At 43.8% G+C, this 16,943-nt stretch carries 15 protein-coding genes and 1 tRNA gene; 8 read left to right on the forward strand and 8 right to left on the reverse strand.

Annotated elements, in window-relative coordinates:
• Nucleotides 1–100 precede the first annotated feature (100 nt).
• The 3 genes from glnK to ACMXYO_RS01030 form a co-directional block, all read right to left on the reverse strand.
• Complete coding sequence (glnK, locus tag ACMXYO_RS01020) at nucleotides 101–439, reverse strand: P-II family nitrogen regulator (protein WP_415886579.1); 339 nt, start codon at nucleotides 437–439, stop codon at nucleotides 101–103.
• 197 nt (nucleotides 440–636) lie between these two features.
• The gene (locus tag ACMXYO_RS01025) at nucleotides 637–1,893 is read right to left on the reverse strand and encodes an ammonium transporter (RefSeq protein WP_415886580.1); all 1,257 of its coding nucleotides are present in this window, start codon (nucleotides 1,891–1,893) and stop codon (nucleotides 637–639) included.
• Between the two features lie 38 nt (nucleotides 1,894–1,931).
• Nucleotides 1,932–2,270 (reverse strand): P-II family nitrogen regulator, encoded by a 339-nt coding sequence (locus ACMXYO_RS01030; protein ID WP_415886581.1) that lies wholly within the window; start codon nucleotides 2,268–2,270, stop codon nucleotides 1,932–1,934.
• 286 nt (nucleotides 2,271–2,556) lie between these two features.
• Between ACMXYO_RS01030 and ACMXYO_RS01035 the strand changes: the two genes are divergently transcribed.
• From ACMXYO_RS01035 to ACMXYO_RS01045, 3 genes are all read left to right on the forward strand, one after another.
• Entirely contained in the window at nucleotides 2,557–2,811 is a 255-nt protein-coding gene (locus ACMXYO_RS01035) for an accessory factor UbiK family protein (RefSeq protein ID WP_415886582.1), read from the forward strand.
• Between the two features lie 36 nt (nucleotides 2,812–2,847).
• Nucleotides 2,848–4,494: a diguanylate cyclase domain-containing protein gene (locus tag ACMXYO_RS01040; protein ID WP_415886583.1), complete on the forward strand. Its 1,647-nt coding sequence runs from the start codon at nucleotides 2,848–2,850 to the stop codon at nucleotides 4,492–4,494.
• A gap of 111 nt (nucleotides 4,495–4,605) precedes the next feature.
• Nucleotides 4,606–6,120 carry a YifB family Mg chelatase-like AAA ATPase gene (locus ACMXYO_RS01045; RefSeq protein WP_415886585.1) on the forward strand — a complete coding sequence of 505 codons (1,515 nt, stop codon included), beginning with the start codon at nucleotides 4,606–4,608 and terminating at the stop codon, nucleotides 6,118–6,120.
• An 8-nt stretch (nucleotides 6,121–6,128) separates the two neighbouring features.
• Here the strand turns inward: ACMXYO_RS01045 and ACMXYO_RS01050 are convergent, their stop codons facing one another.
• Nucleotides 6,129–7,847 (reverse strand): EAL domain-containing protein, encoded by a 1,719-nt coding sequence (locus ACMXYO_RS01050; protein ID WP_415886587.1) that lies wholly within the window; start codon nucleotides 7,845–7,847, stop codon nucleotides 6,129–6,131.
• Between the two features lie 257 nt (nucleotides 7,848–8,104).
• Here ACMXYO_RS01050 and rep point away from each other — a divergent pair, with 257 nt between their 5' ends.
• Nucleotides 8,105–10,114, forward strand: coding sequence for a DNA helicase Rep (gene rep, locus ACMXYO_RS01055; RefSeq protein ID WP_415886588.1), 2,010 nt, complete (start codon nucleotides 8,105–8,107; stop codon nucleotides 10,112–10,114).
• Nucleotides 10,115–10,173: 59 nt separating this feature from the next.
• On the opposite strand, the gene ACMXYO_RS01060 is transcribed toward rep, so the two are convergent.
• On the reverse strand, nucleotides 10,174–10,590 hold the full coding sequence (locus ACMXYO_RS01060; protein WP_415886589.1) for a c-type cytochrome: 417 nt from the start codon (nucleotides 10,588–10,590) through the stop codon (nucleotides 10,174–10,176).
• Nucleotides 10,591–10,917: 327 nt separating this feature from the next.
• Between ACMXYO_RS01060 and ACMXYO_RS01065 the strand changes: the two genes are divergently transcribed.
• Nucleotides 10,918–11,157 (forward strand): hypothetical protein, encoded by a 240-nt coding sequence (locus tag ACMXYO_RS01065; protein WP_415886590.1) that lies wholly within the window; start codon nucleotides 10,918–10,920, stop codon nucleotides 11,155–11,157.
• A 61-nt stretch (nucleotides 11,158–11,218) separates the two neighbouring features.
• Nucleotides 11,219–11,295: transfer RNA gene (locus ACMXYO_RS01070), tRNA-Arg, on the forward strand.
• 162 nt (nucleotides 11,296–11,457) lie between these two features.
• On the opposite strand, the gene ACMXYO_RS01075 is transcribed toward ACMXYO_RS01070, so the two are convergent.
• The 3 genes from ACMXYO_RS01075 to ACMXYO_RS01085 form a co-directional block, all read right to left on the reverse strand.
• Nucleotides 11,458–11,835 (reverse strand): hypothetical protein, encoded by a 378-nt coding sequence (locus ACMXYO_RS01075; protein ID WP_415886591.1) that lies wholly within the window; start codon nucleotides 11,833–11,835, stop codon nucleotides 11,458–11,460.
• Nucleotides 11,836–12,127: 292 nt separating this feature from the next.
• Complete coding sequence (locus tag ACMXYO_RS01080) at nucleotides 12,128–12,811, reverse strand: hypothetical protein (protein WP_415886592.1); 684 nt, start codon at nucleotides 12,809–12,811, stop codon at nucleotides 12,128–12,130.
• A 330-nt stretch (nucleotides 12,812–13,141) separates the two neighbouring features.
• Nucleotides 13,142–13,651 (reverse strand): lecithin retinol acyltransferase family protein, encoded by a 510-nt coding sequence (locus ACMXYO_RS01085; RefSeq protein WP_415886594.1) that lies wholly within the window; start codon nucleotides 13,649–13,651, stop codon nucleotides 13,142–13,144.
• Nucleotides 13,652–13,916: 265 nt separating this feature from the next.
• Here ACMXYO_RS01085 and ACMXYO_RS01090 point away from each other — a divergent pair, with 265 nt between their 5' ends.
• Entirely contained in the window at nucleotides 13,917–15,533 is a 1,617-nt protein-coding gene (locus ACMXYO_RS01090; protein ID WP_415886595.1) for a DUF4041 domain-containing protein, read from the forward strand.
• A gap of 50 nt (nucleotides 15,534–15,583) precedes the next feature.
• Nucleotides 15,584–16,930 (forward strand): hypothetical protein, encoded by a 1,347-nt coding sequence (locus ACMXYO_RS01095; RefSeq protein WP_415886596.1) that lies wholly within the window; start codon nucleotides 15,584–15,586, stop codon nucleotides 16,928–16,930.
• The last annotated feature ends 13 nt before the right edge of the window (nucleotides 16,931–16,943 follow it).

The following is a 16,943-nucleotide window of genomic DNA, read 5'->3' on the forward strand; positions in this document are numbered from 1 at the left end:
AATTTGAACGAAAGTTCAATTTTAGTTGAGGAAATATTTATAGGCACAGAGCAGGCATAAAAAAAGCGGCTTAATAGCCGCTTTTTGAGAATGTTTTCGCTTACAGTGCGTCAGGACCGCTTTCGCCTGTACGGATACGGATTACCTGCTCTAAAGGAGAGACAAAGATCTTACCGTCACCGATTTTACCTGTATTAGCAGTTTTGCTGATCGCTTCAATAACTTGATCAACCATATCGCTGTCTACAGCAATTTCAATTTTTACTTTTGGAAGGAAATCAACCACATACTCTGCACCGCGGTACAATTCAGTGTGGCCTTTCTGACGACCGAAACCTTTTACTTCAGTAACGGTAACACCTTGGATACCAATTTCAGAAAGCGCTTCACGGACATCGTCCAGTTTAAACGGTTTAATCACCGCAGTGACCAGTTTCATAATGCTATTCCTCAGTTGGGCTTGCTCACTCTATGGCCTAACGACCAAGTAGCAAATGTAACTATAGTGAATTATGCGCCTTAGTATACCTAGATAATTGCAAGATGGTATATGGACAGCTTATTGGATCATGCTCTTACAGAATACTAGTGACGCAAAAAGGGCGCTAAGCGCCCTTTTAGTGTTTTAGATCAATCTTACTTGCCAGATGTAAACTCTGGGTAAGCTTCCATACCACACTCAGAGATATCCACGCCTTCGTACTCTTCTTCTTCCGATACGCGTACACCCATGATTGCTTTAAGCGCTAACCAAACTACTAAGCTTGTACCGAATACCCAAGCGAAGATAGTTACTGCACCGATGATCTGACCAGAGAAAGATGAATCGCCATTTGTTACTGGTACTAGTAGCAGACCTAGAAGACCTACAACACCGTGAACAGAGATCGCACCTACTGGATCATCAATTTTTAGTTTATCTAGCGTTAGGATGCTGAATACAACCAGCGTACCACCTAGTGCACCGAACAGAGTCGCTTGTAGTGCAGTTGGAGTAGATGGCTCAGCAGTGATAGCAACTAGACCTGCTAGTGCACCGTTAAGCGCCATTGTTAGGTCAGCTTTACCGAATAGTAGACGAGCTACGATTAGTGCTGCAATCACACCACCTGCCGCAGCAGCGTTAGTGTTCATGAATACAACAGCAACGGCGTTAGAGTTCTCTACATCAGAAGATGCTAGTACAGAACCACCGTTGAAGCCGAACCAACCCATCCACAGGATGAACGTACCTAGTGTCGCTAGTGGTAGGTTCGCACCTGGAATAGCATTTACAGCACCGCTTTTTGAATATTTACCTTTACGAGCGCCTAGTACTAGAACACCTGCTAGCGCTGCTGCAGCACCCGCCATGTGTACGATACCGGAACCTGCAAAGTCAGAGAAACCAAGATCGCCTAGGTTGTAGAAACCGAATACATCGTTACCGCCCCAAGTCCAAGAACCTTCCATTGGGTAGATAACACCAGTCATTACTACAGCGAATGCTAGGAAAGCCCATAGCTTCATGCGCTCAGCAACCGCACCGGATACGATAGACATTGCTGTTGCAACGAATACTACCTGGAAGAAGAAGTCTGCAGATGGTGCATAAGTTGCTGGCTCTTCAGCACCGGTGAACCCGTCACCCGTGATGCCAGACAGCATGTAATCACCGCCGTACATGATTGCGTAACCGCACACTAAGTACATAGTACAAGAGATAGCATACAGTGCGATGTTTTTGGTTAGGATCTCAGTTGTGTTTTTAGCACGTACCAAACCTGCTTCCAGCATGGCAAAGCCTGCTGCCATCCACATTACTAGCGCACCACACACTAGGAAGTAGAAAGTATCTAGCGCGTATTTAAGCTGGGTAACATCACCCGCTGTTGAATTTAGTAGTTCTTCCATTGGTTTATTCCTCCAGAAGCAATCAATAAGTCAAAAATTTAAAGGGCTTCCGTACCGGTTTCACCGGTACGAATACGCACAACTTGTTCTACTGGCGTTACAAAGATCTTGCCGTCGCCAATTTTTCCGGTTTGAGCTGCATTACTAATCGCTTCTACAACTTGATCGACAATCTCTTCAGAAACTGCGGCATCTACGCGTACTTTTGGTAGGAAATCGACCACATATTCTGCGCCGCGGTAGAGTTCTGTATGTCCTTTCTGACGACCGAAACCTTTGACTTCAGTAACGGTGATACCTTGTACGCCAATTTCAGAAAGCGCTTCTCGTACATCATCCAATTTGAATGGTTTGATGACAGCGGAGACCATTTTCATATTGTTATCCCCCGTGGGTTTTAATTCTGTGCTGATGCGGTAATCGCTAAGCAAATATTTAATTTGTGTTTGCATAAGTAATAGCGAAGGTTGTGCCATGTTTTAATTTTTCTTTAATTTCAATTGGTTATGGTGTTTATTGGTTCTTGGGTAGGGTAGTGTGCTGTTTTATAGGGCAAGTTGTTGTGCGCTCTTGTGGGTGCTTGCACTGTTTTGGTGCGCAGTTGAATGGTGTCGGTTTGTTGTTATAGTGACAGGCAATATTTATTTGTTAGGGGTAAGTGGGATGATCAATCCACAACTAATAGAAGGTTTGAGCGAACAGTTTTCGCAATTGATGTCGGGTGAAAATAAGCTTCCGGGACAGGATGAGTTACAACAGCAAGTAAAAGCAGTACTTCAGGGGACATTTGATCGTTTAGATATCGTCAGCCGTGAAGAGTTTGATGCACAGAAAGCGGTTTTGCTCCGCACTCGGGAAAAGGTAGAAGCTTTAGAGAAGCAAGTTCAAGCATTAGACGAAGCATTACAGGATAAGTAATCATCCTCTTAAATTCGCTAGCTACGTAGGTTAGATATGGATCATTTTGAACAGCAGTTATTCCTTCGTTCGCCTCAAGCAGTCCTCGTGACGGATCAAGCTAATAATATAGTGCAGGCGAACCCAGCATTTACCGAAATTACCGGTTACAGCTTAGATGAGGTGAAGGGAGAAAATCCGCGCTTTCTTGGGGCACAGGAATTAAATGATCCATTTTATGAAGATTTGTGGCTGACCGTAAGTAGCGATGGTTGCTGGCAAGGTGAGCTATGGAATAAGCATAAGGATGGTGCGGTTTATCCTGCGTGGTTCAATATTATGCGTTTGGAAAACGAGCAGGGCTTAGTAACAGGCTATATAGCGCAGTTCTTCAATATTAGTCATCTTAAGAAAGAGATGAATGCCATCGTGCAATCAGCTCAGTTTGATGAACTGACTCATTTGCCGAACTGGGATATGTTCCAAGATATTTTGGCGAAACGCTTAGAACAGAGTAAAGCGCAAGGCGAACAGTTGGCTGTGATGCTAGTAGATCTGGATCGTTTTAAATGGATCAACGATAACTTAGGGCGAAGCGTTGGTGATAACTTGCTCCAAGAAGTAGCACGCCGCTTAGGTGGTGTGGTTCGAGGTGAGGATGCTTTAGCGCGTTTAAGCAGTGATGAATTTGTCATGATGATCCCGTTGGTTGATGGGGTTGAGTCGGCATTGAAGGTCGCACAGCGTGTAGTTGATCAACTGTCTCATGGTATTTTTGTTGAGCATCGCGAGATCTTTATAAGCGGTAGTGTTGGTATCTCAGTATATCCAGAGCATGCTGAACGCCCGAAAGATTTGGTGAAAAAAGCAGATGTTGCGATGTATGCGGCGAAGCAGGGTGGACGTAATACCTTCCGTGTTTACAGCGAATTGATGGAACGAAGCAAAGGCCCGCAAATATTGCGTGAAGAGGATCTTACCCAAGCGATCGTCAGTGGTGCTATCCAGATGACTTATTTACCGGTTTATAGCATCTATAGTCATCAAGTGGTTGCAGTGCATGCGAGACCTAGCTGGGTACATCCTGAATTAGGGCAAGTGCCCTTAGCTGATTTCTCTGGGTTGCTTCAGAGTCCTGAGTCCTTACAGCATTATGAACAGTGGCTCGATCAGGAATTGCGTGGCTTAGATATAGTTTGGGAGCGTTTTCCTAAGCTGCGGTTTATCTCTTTTCGTATTGAAAATTTACAGCTGCAAAGTAAAGAGTCGGTGCAGCGTTGGGTAACCCAATTGAACCATTATCAGCAGCAAGGTCGCTATATGGTGGATGTAGATATCAAAACGGCTGTTGAGTACGAAGGTGAGCTGTTTGATCTGCTAACCAGTGAAGCGCAACTGTCTGTTAGCGGTTTTGCTTGTGAAAGCCCTAATTTGGAACAACTACAAGAGATTCAACCTGATCTGATTAAACTGGATGCTGATCTGATTATGGCGATGGGTAATGATGAAGGTCGTCAGAAGATTGTCGATACCGTTTTGGATATGGCGGGCCAATTGGAAATTGAAGTGCTGGCTGATGGCGTTGCTACAGCGGGTACTCGCGGTCAGTTGATGGGGCAAGGGTGTATGTTGATGCAGGGGCGTTACTTTGGTACACCTTTGACGCTCCAGCAGATCTTAGATCATTTAGCGGTAGAACATTAAAAGCTATAAGCTATAGGGTGTGGATAACGCTCTGTAGTACGTTAGGATAGTCTGCCAGATTGATGCAATTGATTCTGGCACTTTAATTAAATCTTCCAAGGATGGAAGCTTATGTCTTTAGCGATAGCGTATACGCGCGCGCAGGTCGGAATTGATGCACCTGCGGTTACTGTCGAGGTTCACCTGTCTGGTGGCCTTCCGAGTTTTTCAATCGTTGGCTTGCCTGAGGCTGCGGTAAAAGAAAGCCGTGAACGGGTGCGTAGTGCTCTGATTAACTCAGGTTTTGAATTTCCTCAGCGCCGTATCACGGTCAATTTAGCTCCTGCAGATCTTCCGAAAGAAGGTGGTCGGTATGATTTAGCCGTTGCGGTAGGTATCTTGGCGGCAACCAATCAGTTGCCAGCCAAATCATTAGCTGATGTCGAATTGATTGGTGAGCTAGCCTTGTCGGGTGAGTTGCGGCCCGTAACTGGGGTTTTACCCGTTGCGCTCGCTTGCCGATCTTTACAGCGCCATCTGTTGCTGCCCAAAATGAACCAGAATGAAGCGCTAATGGCCTCGGATTTATCGGTATTGCCGGCAGGTCATCTGCTACAAGTCTGCGCTCATTTACAAGGTTCTGAGCTGATTCCTGTTGCGCAGGCGCAAATTCAGCCTTTTGCCTTAGGTGCTTCAGGCCCTGATCTGAGCGACGTCAAAGGGCAGGCGCAAGCAAAACGCGCTTTAGAGGTGGCAGCAGCGGGCGGTCATAATATTTTGCTGGTGGGGCCGCCAGGCAGTGGTAAGAGTATGTTGGCTAACCGTTTGTCGGGTTTGTTACCACAGATGACCGAACAGGAAGCCTTGGAGGTCGCAGCAGTCTACTCTATTACTCAGGGTAGTAGTGAAGCGTGCTTGCCTCGTAAGCGTCCTTTCCGCGCACCGCATCATACGGCGTCGTCTGTAGCGCTTGTTGGTGGTGGGGGGAACCCTAAGCCGGGAGAGATCTCTTTAGCGCACCAAGGGATTCTCTTTTTGGATGAACTACCCGAATTCAGCCGTAAAGTTTTAGAAGTGCTGAGGGAGCCCTTGGAGTCAGGTGAGATATTAATTTCTCGGGCGGCACGACAATCTACTTTTCCAGCACAGTTTCAATTAGTGACAGCCATGAATCCCTGCCCTTGTGGCTATTATGCTGATGGGACAGATCGTTGTCGTTGCAGCCCTGATCAGATAAGACGTTATCAAGGCAAGGTTTCTGGACCGTTGTTAGATCGTATTGATCTTCAGTTAAGTGTGCAGGCGCTGTCACAACAGGAGATGATTGAGATTCCACAAACACAAGAATCAAGCGAGTCTGTTCGCGAAAGGGTAGTGCGTTGTCGCCAAGTTCAACTTAGTCGCCAAGGTGGACCAAATCAGGCGTTAACAGGGCCACAATTGGAATCTCTTTGTCAGATAGAGCAGAAAGATAAAGAGATGCTAGCCAAAGCGTTAGAAAAACTACAGCTGTCAGCGAGGGCATATCATCGTATTTTGAGAGTGGCAAGAACGATTGCTGATTTGGCCGGTTCTGAGGTGGTGCAGCGCGCGCATTTAATGGAAGCTTTAAGTTATCGGGTCGCGGCTAGGAGTAGTTTGAATTGATAGTTGAATTACTGGCGCTGTAACAGCATCTGCTTGAAGTCGCTAAAGCTGATAGGAGGGCTGTAGTAATAGCCCTGTATCTCATCACAGTCATGCTTGATTAGGAAGTCGAGTTGTTCACGGGTCTCTACTCCTTCAGCAATGACTTTGATGTTCATGTTTTGCGAGAGACTGATGATTGAGCGCACAATTTCAGCCGCTTCACTGGAGTCCTGAACATGGCTGACAAAAGAACGATCGATCTTCAGTGCACTAATAGGTAACTTATGCAGTAAAGAGAATGACGAATAACCTGTACCAAAATCATCTAGGGAGAAGGTAAGTCCCTCTTCAGATAGCGTCTTCAGGCAAGCACGGACGTGTTCTTCGTCACTAAAAATAGCTGATTCAGTCAGTTCGAATTCAAGCACAGATGTATCGATCTGTTCTTGTTCGATAATACGCTTAATCATATCGACCAGCATGTCGTCTTTAAACTGGCGGAACGATAGATTAATACCGAGTTTGTCGATGGTTAATCCAGCCGCTTTTAGTTCCTGAAGGTGCTGGCCCGCTTGGTAAATGATCCAGTAGCCGATCGCAACAATCATTCCATTACTTTCGCATTGGGGAATGAAATCTGCGGGCATTATTAATCCGCGTTTAGGGTGCTGCCAGCGTATCAATGCTTCGGCACCGGATATTTTTCCAGAACGCAAATCAATTCTAGGTTGGAAAAACAGTTCAAATTGTTTAGAACGCAGTGCTGGCATGAGTTCCGCTTCCAAGTCATTTGGATTATTGGTATCAATATCCATGCTTGGGCGGTAGCAAGCATAGTTGCAGCCATGAATCTGTTTAGCGTTTAAACGAGCACGACTTGCGCGCTGATTAAGTAGGTCTACATCGTCTGCATTCTCTGGTGCCAGTGCTACACCAATGCTGCAATTTAACTGTGTCTCAACTTGATCATGCTTATAAGGTTGCTGTAGGGAAATAATCAGCTTATTGAGGTATTCACGAACGGCTGCTTGCAAATCAATATCTATGGATATATCGATAATAATAGCAAACTCATCGCTGCCTAATCTGGCAAACAGTTCATCATTCTTTAAACTGCTTTGAATACGCTCACCCATCTCGGCAACAACCTGATCTCCCGAAGTGAAACCATAGTGAGTATTAAACTTACGGAAGTCATCCAAATCGATGGTAATAAGGGCTAAGTGATGCTTGTTTTCAGCTAAATTATTTAGCTTTCGTAGTAGCGATTGGTAAAAAAATTGACGATTGCTTGCTGTCGTTAGTGTGTCTGAATTTCGAAGCTGTTGTATCTCAGCATTCTGCTTGGCTGATTGTTCCGCATGGCGGAGCGTACGCAGCAATAGATCAGCATTAAGCGTATTAGTTGATAAGAAGTCAGTTGCTTTAGCTTCAATCAGGGCTAGCCCTTGTTCCTCGCTGATGTATTGGTTTAAGACAATAATAGGAATGTGAGGGACGGAACTATAGATGTCAGCAATGATTGTGCTGCAAGGTAAAGGGCTGACGTTTTCGCTAAGAAGGATAAAATCAATATCGGAGAGGTGTACGCGTGATAAGGCTTCTATCTGGTCTTCGCAAAACATCAGTTGATACAATGGAAATCGCTCCAGTATCGATTGGATTTGCATGCGGTTTTGCTGGTACTTATCGACCAGTAAAACATTTTTATGGCGACCGGGTAACTGTCTCAGCGCTGAGCGCATCACTTACTTCCCCAATTTAAAACTATACACAACACAAATCTTGTTACTAGGTATCTCCCTAAAAAGCGATTCGTGTCATAATTACCTATTAGCTTAACGGCAGATTAACATTCTGGAATAAATATTAAAACAAATGTTTTAATTCTTGTATTTCAGTAGGTTAATGGTGTTTTTTAACCGGATTTCACGGTGTCACAAGATCGTTTTATCGGCTTGTTTAGATGAAGCTTTAGTTTTTTTTGAAGGTTTTTTAAAAAATGTCACGATTAAATCCACGTCAGAAAGAAGCAGTGGAATACATAGGGGGACCGTTATTGGTGCTCGCAGGTGCGGGATCGGGTAAAACCAGTGTAATCACCCGGAAGATCGCTTACCTGATTAACCAGTGCGGTATTGCTGCGCGTAACATTGCAGCGGTGACATTTACCAACAAGGCTTCACGAGAGATGAAAGAGCGTGTGATGTCTCTGCTCCAAGGTGGAGATGCCAAAGGCCTGACGGTAGCGACCTTTCATAACCTTGGTTTGACCATCATTAAACGTGAATATAAAGCCTTGGGGTTTAAGCCGGGCTTTTCTATTTTTGATGATCAGGATACCAAAGCACTGCTGAAAGACCTGATGCTGCAAAACAATGAAGAGAGTGACCAAGTGGATATGGTGCAAAACTGTATTTCCAACTGGAAGAACGAGATGCTTACACCTGATGAAGCGCTCGCTCAAGCTCAACTTCCCCAAGATATTCTGGCGGCTCGTGCTTATGAAAGTTATGAACAGCACCTACGCGCCTATAACGCTGTAGATTTTGATGATCTGATCCTGATTCCAGTACGCCTGTTTGCTTCTCAACCTGATGTGTTGGAACGCTGGCAGAACCGCCTTCGCTACCTATTGGTGGATGAGTATCAGGACACTAACTTGTCCCAGTATCGATTGGTAAGACAATTGGTAGGCCATAGAGGCGCATTAACGGTGGTAGGGGACGATGACCAATCGATCTATGCTTGGCGTGGTGCTCGTCCAGAAAACCTCAACCAGTTAGAACATGATTACCCAAGCCTTAAAGTGGTTAAATTGGAGCAGAACTACCGTTCTACCAGTTTGATCCTAAAAGCAGCCAACACCTTGATCGCCAACAACCCTCACGTCTATGAGAAGACCTTATGGAGTGAGATGGGGATGGGTGATCCAATCAAAGTTATTCACACTCGCAATGAAGATGCTGAGTGTGATCGTATCGCCATGGAAATTACCGATCTGCATTTGCGTAGAAATGTGCAGTTTAAAGATATGGCGATCTTGTATCGTGGTAACTTTCAGGCGCGTTTGTTAGAGATGAAGCTCCAGCACTATCAAGTTCCTTACAAGCTGAATGGTGGTACCTCATTCTTCTCCCGTGCAGAGATCAAAGACTTGATGAGTTACCTCAAGGTCTTGGTCAATCCCGATGATGACAATGCCTTCCTACGAATCATTAATCTGCCGCGTCGAGAGATAGGCCCGAGCACACTGCAAAAACTCGGGCAGTACTCTTTAGAGCGCCAAATCAGTATGTTCAGCGCTTGTGATGAATTGGGCTTAGAGCAGGCGATGCCGGCGAATGCTGTGGAACGTTTACGTCGTTTCTGTACCTGGATGCAGCACATCTATCGCCAGTGTCACAGCGGTGATCCGATTGCGGCTATTCATGAGATGATCCGCGATATCGACTACGAGGGCTGGATTGCGCAAAACAGTTCCAGTGACGCAATGGCAGAGAAGCGAATGCAGAATGTCTGGTTCCTGATCGAATCCCTGAAGTCCACATTGGAGCGTTTACAAGAAGAAGACCCCGATGCAGGGATTCAAGAAGCGATTAATCGCTTGATGCTAATTGATATGTTGGATCGACAAGAAGAGGAAGATGACTCTAATCGTGTCCAGCTAATGACCTTACACGCTTCTAAAGGGTTGGAATTCCCCTATGTTTATCTGATGGGGATGGAAGAGGAACTTCTGCCTCACCGAAACAGTATCGAAACCGATAATGTTGAAGAGGAACGTCGTCTTGCCTATGTGGGGATTACCCGTGCTAAGCAATGCTTAACCATTACGTTAGCAAAACAGCGCAAACAGTATGGTGAAGTGATGGACTGCATGCCGAGTCGTTTCTTGGATGAGCTGCCACCAGAAGACCTTGAGATCGAGGGTGCAGGAGAGAAGTGCCAAGTGCAGAACCAGAAGCGTGGTCAGGCCACACTGAATAGTTTAAAGAATCTATTTGATTGAAAACCGCAGATACAAAAAAGGCCGCAATCGCGGCCTTCTTTACACACAGAGCTAAGTGATTACTTAGCGCTGTCTAGCATGTGCTGGATAGCATTCTGAAGATCTTCGTCAGAACAGTCACGGCACATACCACGTGGTGGCATTGCATTGATACCGTTGATAGCGTTAGCTAGCAGAGTTTCCATGCCTTTACCTGCACGGTCAGCCCAGTCTGCTGTACCGTATTTTGGAGCACCTGCAGCGCCAGTCGCGTGGCAGCCTGCACATGCAGCATTGTAAACTTCTTCAGCAGTACGAGCACCGCCGGCAGGAGCTGCAGCAGGTGCACCGCCACAAGTGTCATCGCCTTCGATACAAACAGAACCAACTGATTTTATACGCTCAATTACTGCTTCATCGTTAGAAGTAGCTTGTACAGATGCGCTAAGAGCAACACCTAGACCTAAAGCAACTAATGCAGAAGTGATTTTTTTCACAGTCACGACCTCTCAATCAACCATAAATTGTTATATGGGCAGCGTGGCCTGTCAGGATGCCCAGCCTCAAGAGGTGCTCAGGGGCGGATATTCAGACACGACTGCTCAAAGTTTCACCGGCTGCGGATTATAGCGATAAATAATCACAACTGAAATGGGGCTTTGGCCGTGGAAGTGCTTATCAGCTCGATTTGAGTAAATATTTTGGTCATTCTCTATAAAAAGTCAGGAAAACAGACCGATAGAGAAGATGGATCAATGATAAAACATGCATTTATAGAAATGCGAGTTATACTAAGGTCTAAATTCTTGGTTGGGAAACCTGAAATGTCCAGCAATGGAATGTCTGAAACATGCGCTTGTATTCAAGCAGACGCAAAACCGGAAGAGATGGAAAGCTTCAATCTACTGAGTGCTATTCCCAATCAACGTATCTATCGTTGCAGTCACTGTAACGCTTTCCTTGCTTACACTGAGAATACTCAGGAGTGGGAAGTCCTACTACAGGGCGATTTAGAAACCGAAATCAAAAACCTGTACAGACCAGAACCGACAGAAGTTACTTAAGAATAATGCTTGGCGAATCATATAGGCATGGGTAGAATACTGCCCGCAAACCTTCTTGAGTGCGCCTGTAGCTCAGCTGGATAGAGTAGCAGGTTCCGATCCTGTTGGTCGGGGGTTCGAATCCCTCCAGGCGCGCCACTTTTTCTATACACCTATCTTCTTGTTCCTATTCGCTTTTTGCTACCCCATCCAACCGAGCTACAGGCGCACACCAAGAACATTTGCGGGCAGTAAGTACCGGTGGTCACAATATGGTCACAGTGCCGGTGGGGGCTGAATTTAAGCGTACGCTTTCATTGATCATTCGATTTTAAAATCAATGCCGAGCTTAGATGAACAATATTCTTGTACATTAACCTTAGCGTCTGTGATTTTGGCATAACTGCCAATAAATTGCTGATTTTCAGTATCCATAGCTACGAAGTACGTTGAATACTTATGTACCTCTACGATAACTTTTTCGGACAACATTAGATTCCACTCATTAGGGGGTATTTGTTCCCATTCAGGTATAGGATCTGGTATTTCTTCACCTCGCTTGTTTAATCCTTCTCTAAGCATTTCTTCGACGATCTCTTTTTTTGTTTTGCCTGGACATTTTTGAACCAATTTCTCGATGGCATTGAAAACAGGAATACTTACTGAGACACCAAGCTTTTTGTATAAGTTTTGATCCATTGTGTTTCCTTTATGGAGTTGATTTTCTTTCTATATCAGCATCAGGTCTCATGTTTTGTCAATACTTGTTTTCGTTGTAACTTGTTGAAATTAAAGAGGTTTCCGGTACTTCTTTTTTGGGGTGTCTCTCTCTTTCGGTGTCTGGTGTTTGTCTTTTTGAGTACTTCTAGCATGAGTTGAAATCAGTTTTTAAGGCGCGTTTACCAATGATTACAATGTCGGAGGAAGGTATGTTTGTAGAGCCGTCTCCGGTGGAAACGGTCTACAGATAAGATGTTAAAGGTGTGGATTCTTAGTCGTACATGAAAGGGTTGTACTCTGAACCATCGCTATATAAACCACCGCATCCCCATAAGCTTTCGTACTTAGGGTGATTTGTATCTTTATGCCTTTGGTTCCCGATCCAAAAAATATGGCTTTGCTTGTTTTTTAGGTCGCCACACATTGTTTGCCTTATTTTTTGGAGGGCGCCACTTGTGTTTTTGCGGCCGCCTTTGATTGGCTTGTTAAATCGTACGAAATCATATTTCGTTGTTAGGTCTACATCTAAATAATCTGACTTGCTTATCAGTTTTAGTTTATATGCTGTTTCTGTATTTAGTTTTTGGAGGCGGTGTTTTTGTATGAAAGGGTCCGAGAGCAGATGCTTAGGCACTAAGAATGTTACTCTCGATAGTTGTATGGAGCGGTTACCATGAACCTGATCGTACTGCCTGTTAGTTCCTTTTGTGCCTTTATTAGGGTTTTTTTGATTAGCTTCGTTGTCTTCAGGCTTTATCTTTCTCTGGTTTGTTTCTTTTAAAGCTTCAACTGCATCTTTGTATGAGCACTTCATCCCATTTCGTTTTGCGAGTATATCTAATGCATTCGTTGTCGAGATTCCTTCAGATTTTTTCAGCTGTTTAGCGTCTTTCTTAATCTGAGCTACGGTTTTACCGGACGGGAAAACTAAGGAATTGTTCTTTGTGTTGCTCATAAATCACCATTTTTTGAGCACAAGCAAGCCGACCAACTAGTACAAATGGTATTCATGATGCCTTTGAGGGAGTGTTAATACACTCATAAACGCTTCCCTAATAGGATTTTTTGGCAGTGTCGGCTTTAAATCGCGGCGTTCCTCTACGATCGTCTGAGATTAGCAAACCTGCCCCATTTAAACAAATATTGCACCCCATCCATCTGAGCCAAAGGCACACATCAAGAACATTTGCGGGCAGTAAGTACCGGTGGTCACGATATGGTCACAGCGCCGGAGGAATGTGCTGGGAGGTTGTAGATCCGTTTCCGGTGGAAACGGTCTACAAGATTAAATAACGCTTGAGCTAGCTTCATTGTTGATTGGCTTTTCCAATGCTCTTGTAGCCATAACAGCAACCCCGCCTAGAAGTAATGCGCCACCTAAGAACTTAACAAGTTTAGGGTCTTCAGATAGTGCGGCTACACCAGCTACTCCTAGTAGTGCACCTGTACCAAAAGCTTTTACTTGGGTTGAAGTGACTTCAGCGCCTGCAGCCCATTTTACAAAGTGTTCACAGTTTTTCGAAGTAAGGCTGTATTTCCAAAGACCTATTTGAGATCGTGCTCGTTCAATAATGTCCTGTACAGGCGTTGTAAGCTGTGTATCAACAACGTATGTTTTCTTTCCTTTAACTACGGTATCCCACATCTCTTCAGCAACAGTGCCTAATCGTTTTGTCGCAGATATGAGCATTAATTTGTTATCTGCACCAATGCGGTCAGAAACAAGTGACCAATGTTGGTATGTACCGTAGTTTGTGACAATGATGTCACCTGGTTTTACATTAATATCTTCCATGAAATGGATCTCTTATTTATATCAGTTAGTTAAAAAGTTATGGGCGCATTGTATATATCAGGGCAGTGAAAGGTGATTTCAATATAAAGGTATTGTTATTTAATACTTTGAGGCCCACGACAAGACTATTTGTGGCCAGTAGGTACCTATGGTCACTATGTCGATGTGAATTGTCAGACTGATAAAAGCTATAGTCTTGTCTCTCTTGATGAACTTACCTGATTGGAGGATAGTTAACATATAACCACCAGATGGAGATGTTGGTATGGAATCATATGGAGTAGTGATTGGTTCACTATGCTTGGCTTTCTTGTTCTTGGTGCTTTGGGTTCTCGCTAGCATCAAAAAATCTAAACTCCTCAAAGAAGAAGCTACACTTCAAGAAGAACTGTCAGAAAAACAAAAACAAATCAGTAGCCTCTCATCTCAAGTGTCTGAACTCAGCCCATTTCAGAGTATCGTCGACATCGATAAAGAAATCAGGAAAAGAAAAAAAGAAGCTAAAGAAAATATTTTGGGGCAGCTTGCTGATGCAAAGCATGAAGCTGAGAAGCTTAAGCGAGAAGCTGAAAGCATGCATTTAGAAGCTGAAACAGACAGTAAAGAAATGCTTAAGGAAGCTAGGAGTAGTGCATCGGCTATTAGGAGTAAGGCGGATGAACAGCTGAAATCTGCACATGAGCAAGCGACCACAATCATGGACAGAGCTCGTGAAGACGCTAAGCAGATTGCCGGTGATGCATTAGAGGCTAAAGAGAAAGCTGATCTGTGGCAGGCAGCAGCAACTGCTGCAAGAAATACGATTAAAGGTTATGGAGATGAGTACATCATCCCTGCCAGTTCGATTCTGGATAATCTAGCTGAAGACTTCAGCCACAAGGATGCCGGAGCAAAACTGAAAGAAGCACGGGCTCATACGAAAAACCTCATCAAACAGGAAGCTGCAGCCGAATGTGATTACGTAGAAAAACACCGGAAAGAGACCGCTATTCGGTTTATCTTGGATGCCTATATAGGGAAGACTGACAGTGCTCTAGGAAAAGTTAAGCATAATAATTTAGGTAAGTTGCAGCAGCAGATAGAGGATGCTTTACAGCTAGTTAACTATAACGGTTCTGCATTTCGGAATGCTCGTATAACTAATCAGTTTCATAAGTCACGCTTAGAAGAATTGCAGTGGGCTGTAGCAGCCTCAGAATTACAGCTACAAGAACGAGAAGAGCAGAAACGTATTAAGGAACAAATGCGTGAAGAGGAACGGGCACGTCGGGAATATGAGAAAGCTCTAAAAGAAACAGAGAAAGAAGAAAAAATGCTGCAAAAAGCTATGGAGAAAGCCCGTGCGGAACTCCAATCTGCGTCTGATGAACAACGAACTCTGTATGAAGAGAGATTGGCTGATTTAGAGCAGAAACTGCAGGACGCAGAAGAGAAGAACCAGAGAGCCCTTTCTATGGCTCAGCAAACTAAGCGTGGACATGTTTATGTGATTAGCAACATTGGTTCATTTGGAGAGCATGTTTATAAAGTCGGTATGACTCGACGCCTCGAACCTATGGATCGAGTGAAAGAATTAGGTGATGCGAGTGTGCCATTTAGTTTTGATGTACATGCGATGATTTACAGTGAAGACGCTCCGAGTTTAGAGAAAATGCTGCATAGGAAGTTTGAGCATGTTCAGGTTAATAAAATGAATCCAAGAAAAGAGTTTTTTAGAGTTCCTCTCGCAGAGATTAAAGAAGTAGTAAGTGAAACAGAAAAAGAAGTTCACTGGACGATGACAGCAGAGGCTGTTGAATACAGAGAAACACAGGCCTTAGAAAAGGCACTACGTGAGGGGAACAAGCTTTCAGAGCAGTTGGATGGATTAGCTGTTCACTAGAGGATTAACACTAGTGAATAATACGGAATACAAAGGATATTAAGTTATAAATGCAGAATAAGTTATTTCATGGTTTAGGACCTACTTGGGCAAATGCTTGTGTTGGTGAGAATGGCTTACCTGGTAATAAAGAATATGCGAAAGGCTATTCATTGGCAGCGAATATCTTGTTGGATAGGGTGCTGGGTGAGGGGAAATTAACGGACCTCGTAGACCAGGTGGTTTATCCAATTTGTTTCAATATGAGGCATTCAATCGAGCTTCGATTGAAAGAAACAGTTCTATATTTATTCGGTCTGTCTGAGTACAAGGATATAGTCCTGAGTTTCGATTTAGATTCATCCCATGACATAGGAAAAATTTGGGACTATATAAAGGAATATGCTCCTCAATTAGATGAAAGGTACACCCACTACATTACTAAAGTTGACGAAGAGATTTTAGATATTGCTAATGTTGATCCGACGGGCCAGACATTTAGGTATCCAACTAGTAATGAAAGTCAGAAGCACCTGGTAGATGTATCTTTGATCAACCTGGCAGTATTAAAACGTTCCTTTGTGGCTTTAGAAGCTAACCTAGATAAGTTGGAACGATTCAATATGCTCATCTTGGATGAATATGATCTGAAAACTCACACGAAAAACCTATCTAGGTCCAGGCTTTTTGATTTAGCTAATGACTTGCCAGCACGAGATCTTTGGGAAAACCTGCCTTTTAAAGATATAAAGGCTGATCTGAGAAAGAAGTATGCTATCAGTAGTAATGAGTTCTCTAGGGCAATCAATAAGATCGAGCCCCATTATGAGTTAGGATCACTCATCAATTTAGATAAAGGTATTCTTGGTTTATCTGATGATGATCTCAGGTTTGTTATTCTTCTTTGGGATAAATTACATGATGTTAGCTCTCTAAATAAATGGCTGACTGATGATCTTTGGGTGCAAGTTAACGATCAGCCTAAATTCGAGGACTATAAAAAAGATGCTGAACTAAGAGATCAAATATTTAAGGATTGCCAAGACTTCCTTACGCCAGAAAAGGTTGCGGGAATACATGCGCTTTTTTATTTGGCTCGTGATTCTGATTATTCAGAAGGATATGTTAGCGAATATGAGTTACAAAAGCGGATACTGGACGCTGGGAACGAGGATCTGTACCAATCGGCTATGCATATATTGGATAAGACGAATGGATTTCAGATGATAATTACTAGCTTGTATTGGATAGGTAAGGCTTGTTTAGCAGATGAGTTAGTAAGTAAATACTCTCTTTCAGAAGAGCATGAGTGGTTAATCTCATGTAGAGATCGAAGTCGGTTTGCACCAGACCATTTGCTTTGTTATCAGGGCTTAGAAAAAGATAAAGAAGAGAATGCCAGTCAGTTACCTAACTAGTTAGGGCTATTGT

This window comes from Neptuniibacter sp. QD37_6 (assembly GCF_047778085.1).
Classification (GTDB): Bacteria; Pseudomonadota; Gammaproteobacteria; order Pseudomonadales; family Balneatricaceae; genus Neptuniibacter.

Coding starts and splice junctions, on each gene's coding strand:
- glnK (WP_415886579.1), bottom strand. CDS start 439: ATGAAACTGGTCACTGCGGTGATTAAACCGTTTAAACTGGACGATGTC.
- ACMXYO_RS01025 (WP_415886580.1), bottom strand. CDS start 1,893: ATGGAAGAACTACTAAATTCAACAGCGGGTGATGTTACCCAGCTTAAA.
- ACMXYO_RS01030 (WP_415886581.1), bottom strand. CDS start 2,270: ATGAAAATGGTCTCCGCTGTCATCAAACCATTCAAATTGGATGATGTA.
- ACMXYO_RS01035 (WP_415886582.1), top strand. CDS start 2,557: ATGATCAATCCACAACTAATAGAAGGTTTGAGCGAACAGTTTTCGCAA.
- ACMXYO_RS01040 (WP_415886583.1), top strand. CDS start 2,848: ATGGATCATTTTGAACAGCAGTTATTCCTTCGTTCGCCTCAAGCAGTC.
- ACMXYO_RS01045 (WP_415886585.1), top strand. CDS start 4,606: ATGTCTTTAGCGATAGCGTATACGCGCGCGCAGGTCGGAATTGATGCA.
- ACMXYO_RS01050 (WP_415886587.1), bottom strand. CDS start 7,847: ATGCGCTCAGCGCTGAGACAGTTACCCGGTCGCCATAAAAATGTTTTA.
- rep (WP_415886588.1), top strand. CDS start 8,105: ATGTCACGATTAAATCCACGTCAGAAAGAAGCAGTGGAATACATAGGG.
- ACMXYO_RS01065 (WP_415886590.1), top strand. CDS start 10,918: ATGTCCAGCAATGGAATGTCTGAAACATGCGCTTGTATTCAAGCAGAC.
- ACMXYO_RS01075 (WP_415886591.1), bottom strand. CDS start 11,835: ATGGATCAAAACTTATACAAAAAGCTTGGTGTCTCAGTAAGTATTCCT.
- ACMXYO_RS01080 (WP_415886592.1), bottom strand. CDS start 12,811: ATGAGCAACACAAAGAACAATTCCTTAGTTTTCCCGTCCGGTAAAACC.
- ACMXYO_RS01085 (WP_415886594.1), bottom strand. CDS start 13,651: ATGGAAGATATTAATGTAAAACCAGGTGACATCATTGTCACAAACTAC.
- ACMXYO_RS01090 (WP_415886595.1), top strand. CDS start 13,917: ATGGAATCATATGGAGTAGTGATTGGTTCACTATGCTTGGCTTTCTTG.
- ACMXYO_RS01095 (WP_415886596.1), top strand. CDS start 15,584: ATGCAGAATAAGTTATTTCATGGTTTAGGACCTACTTGGGCAAATGCT.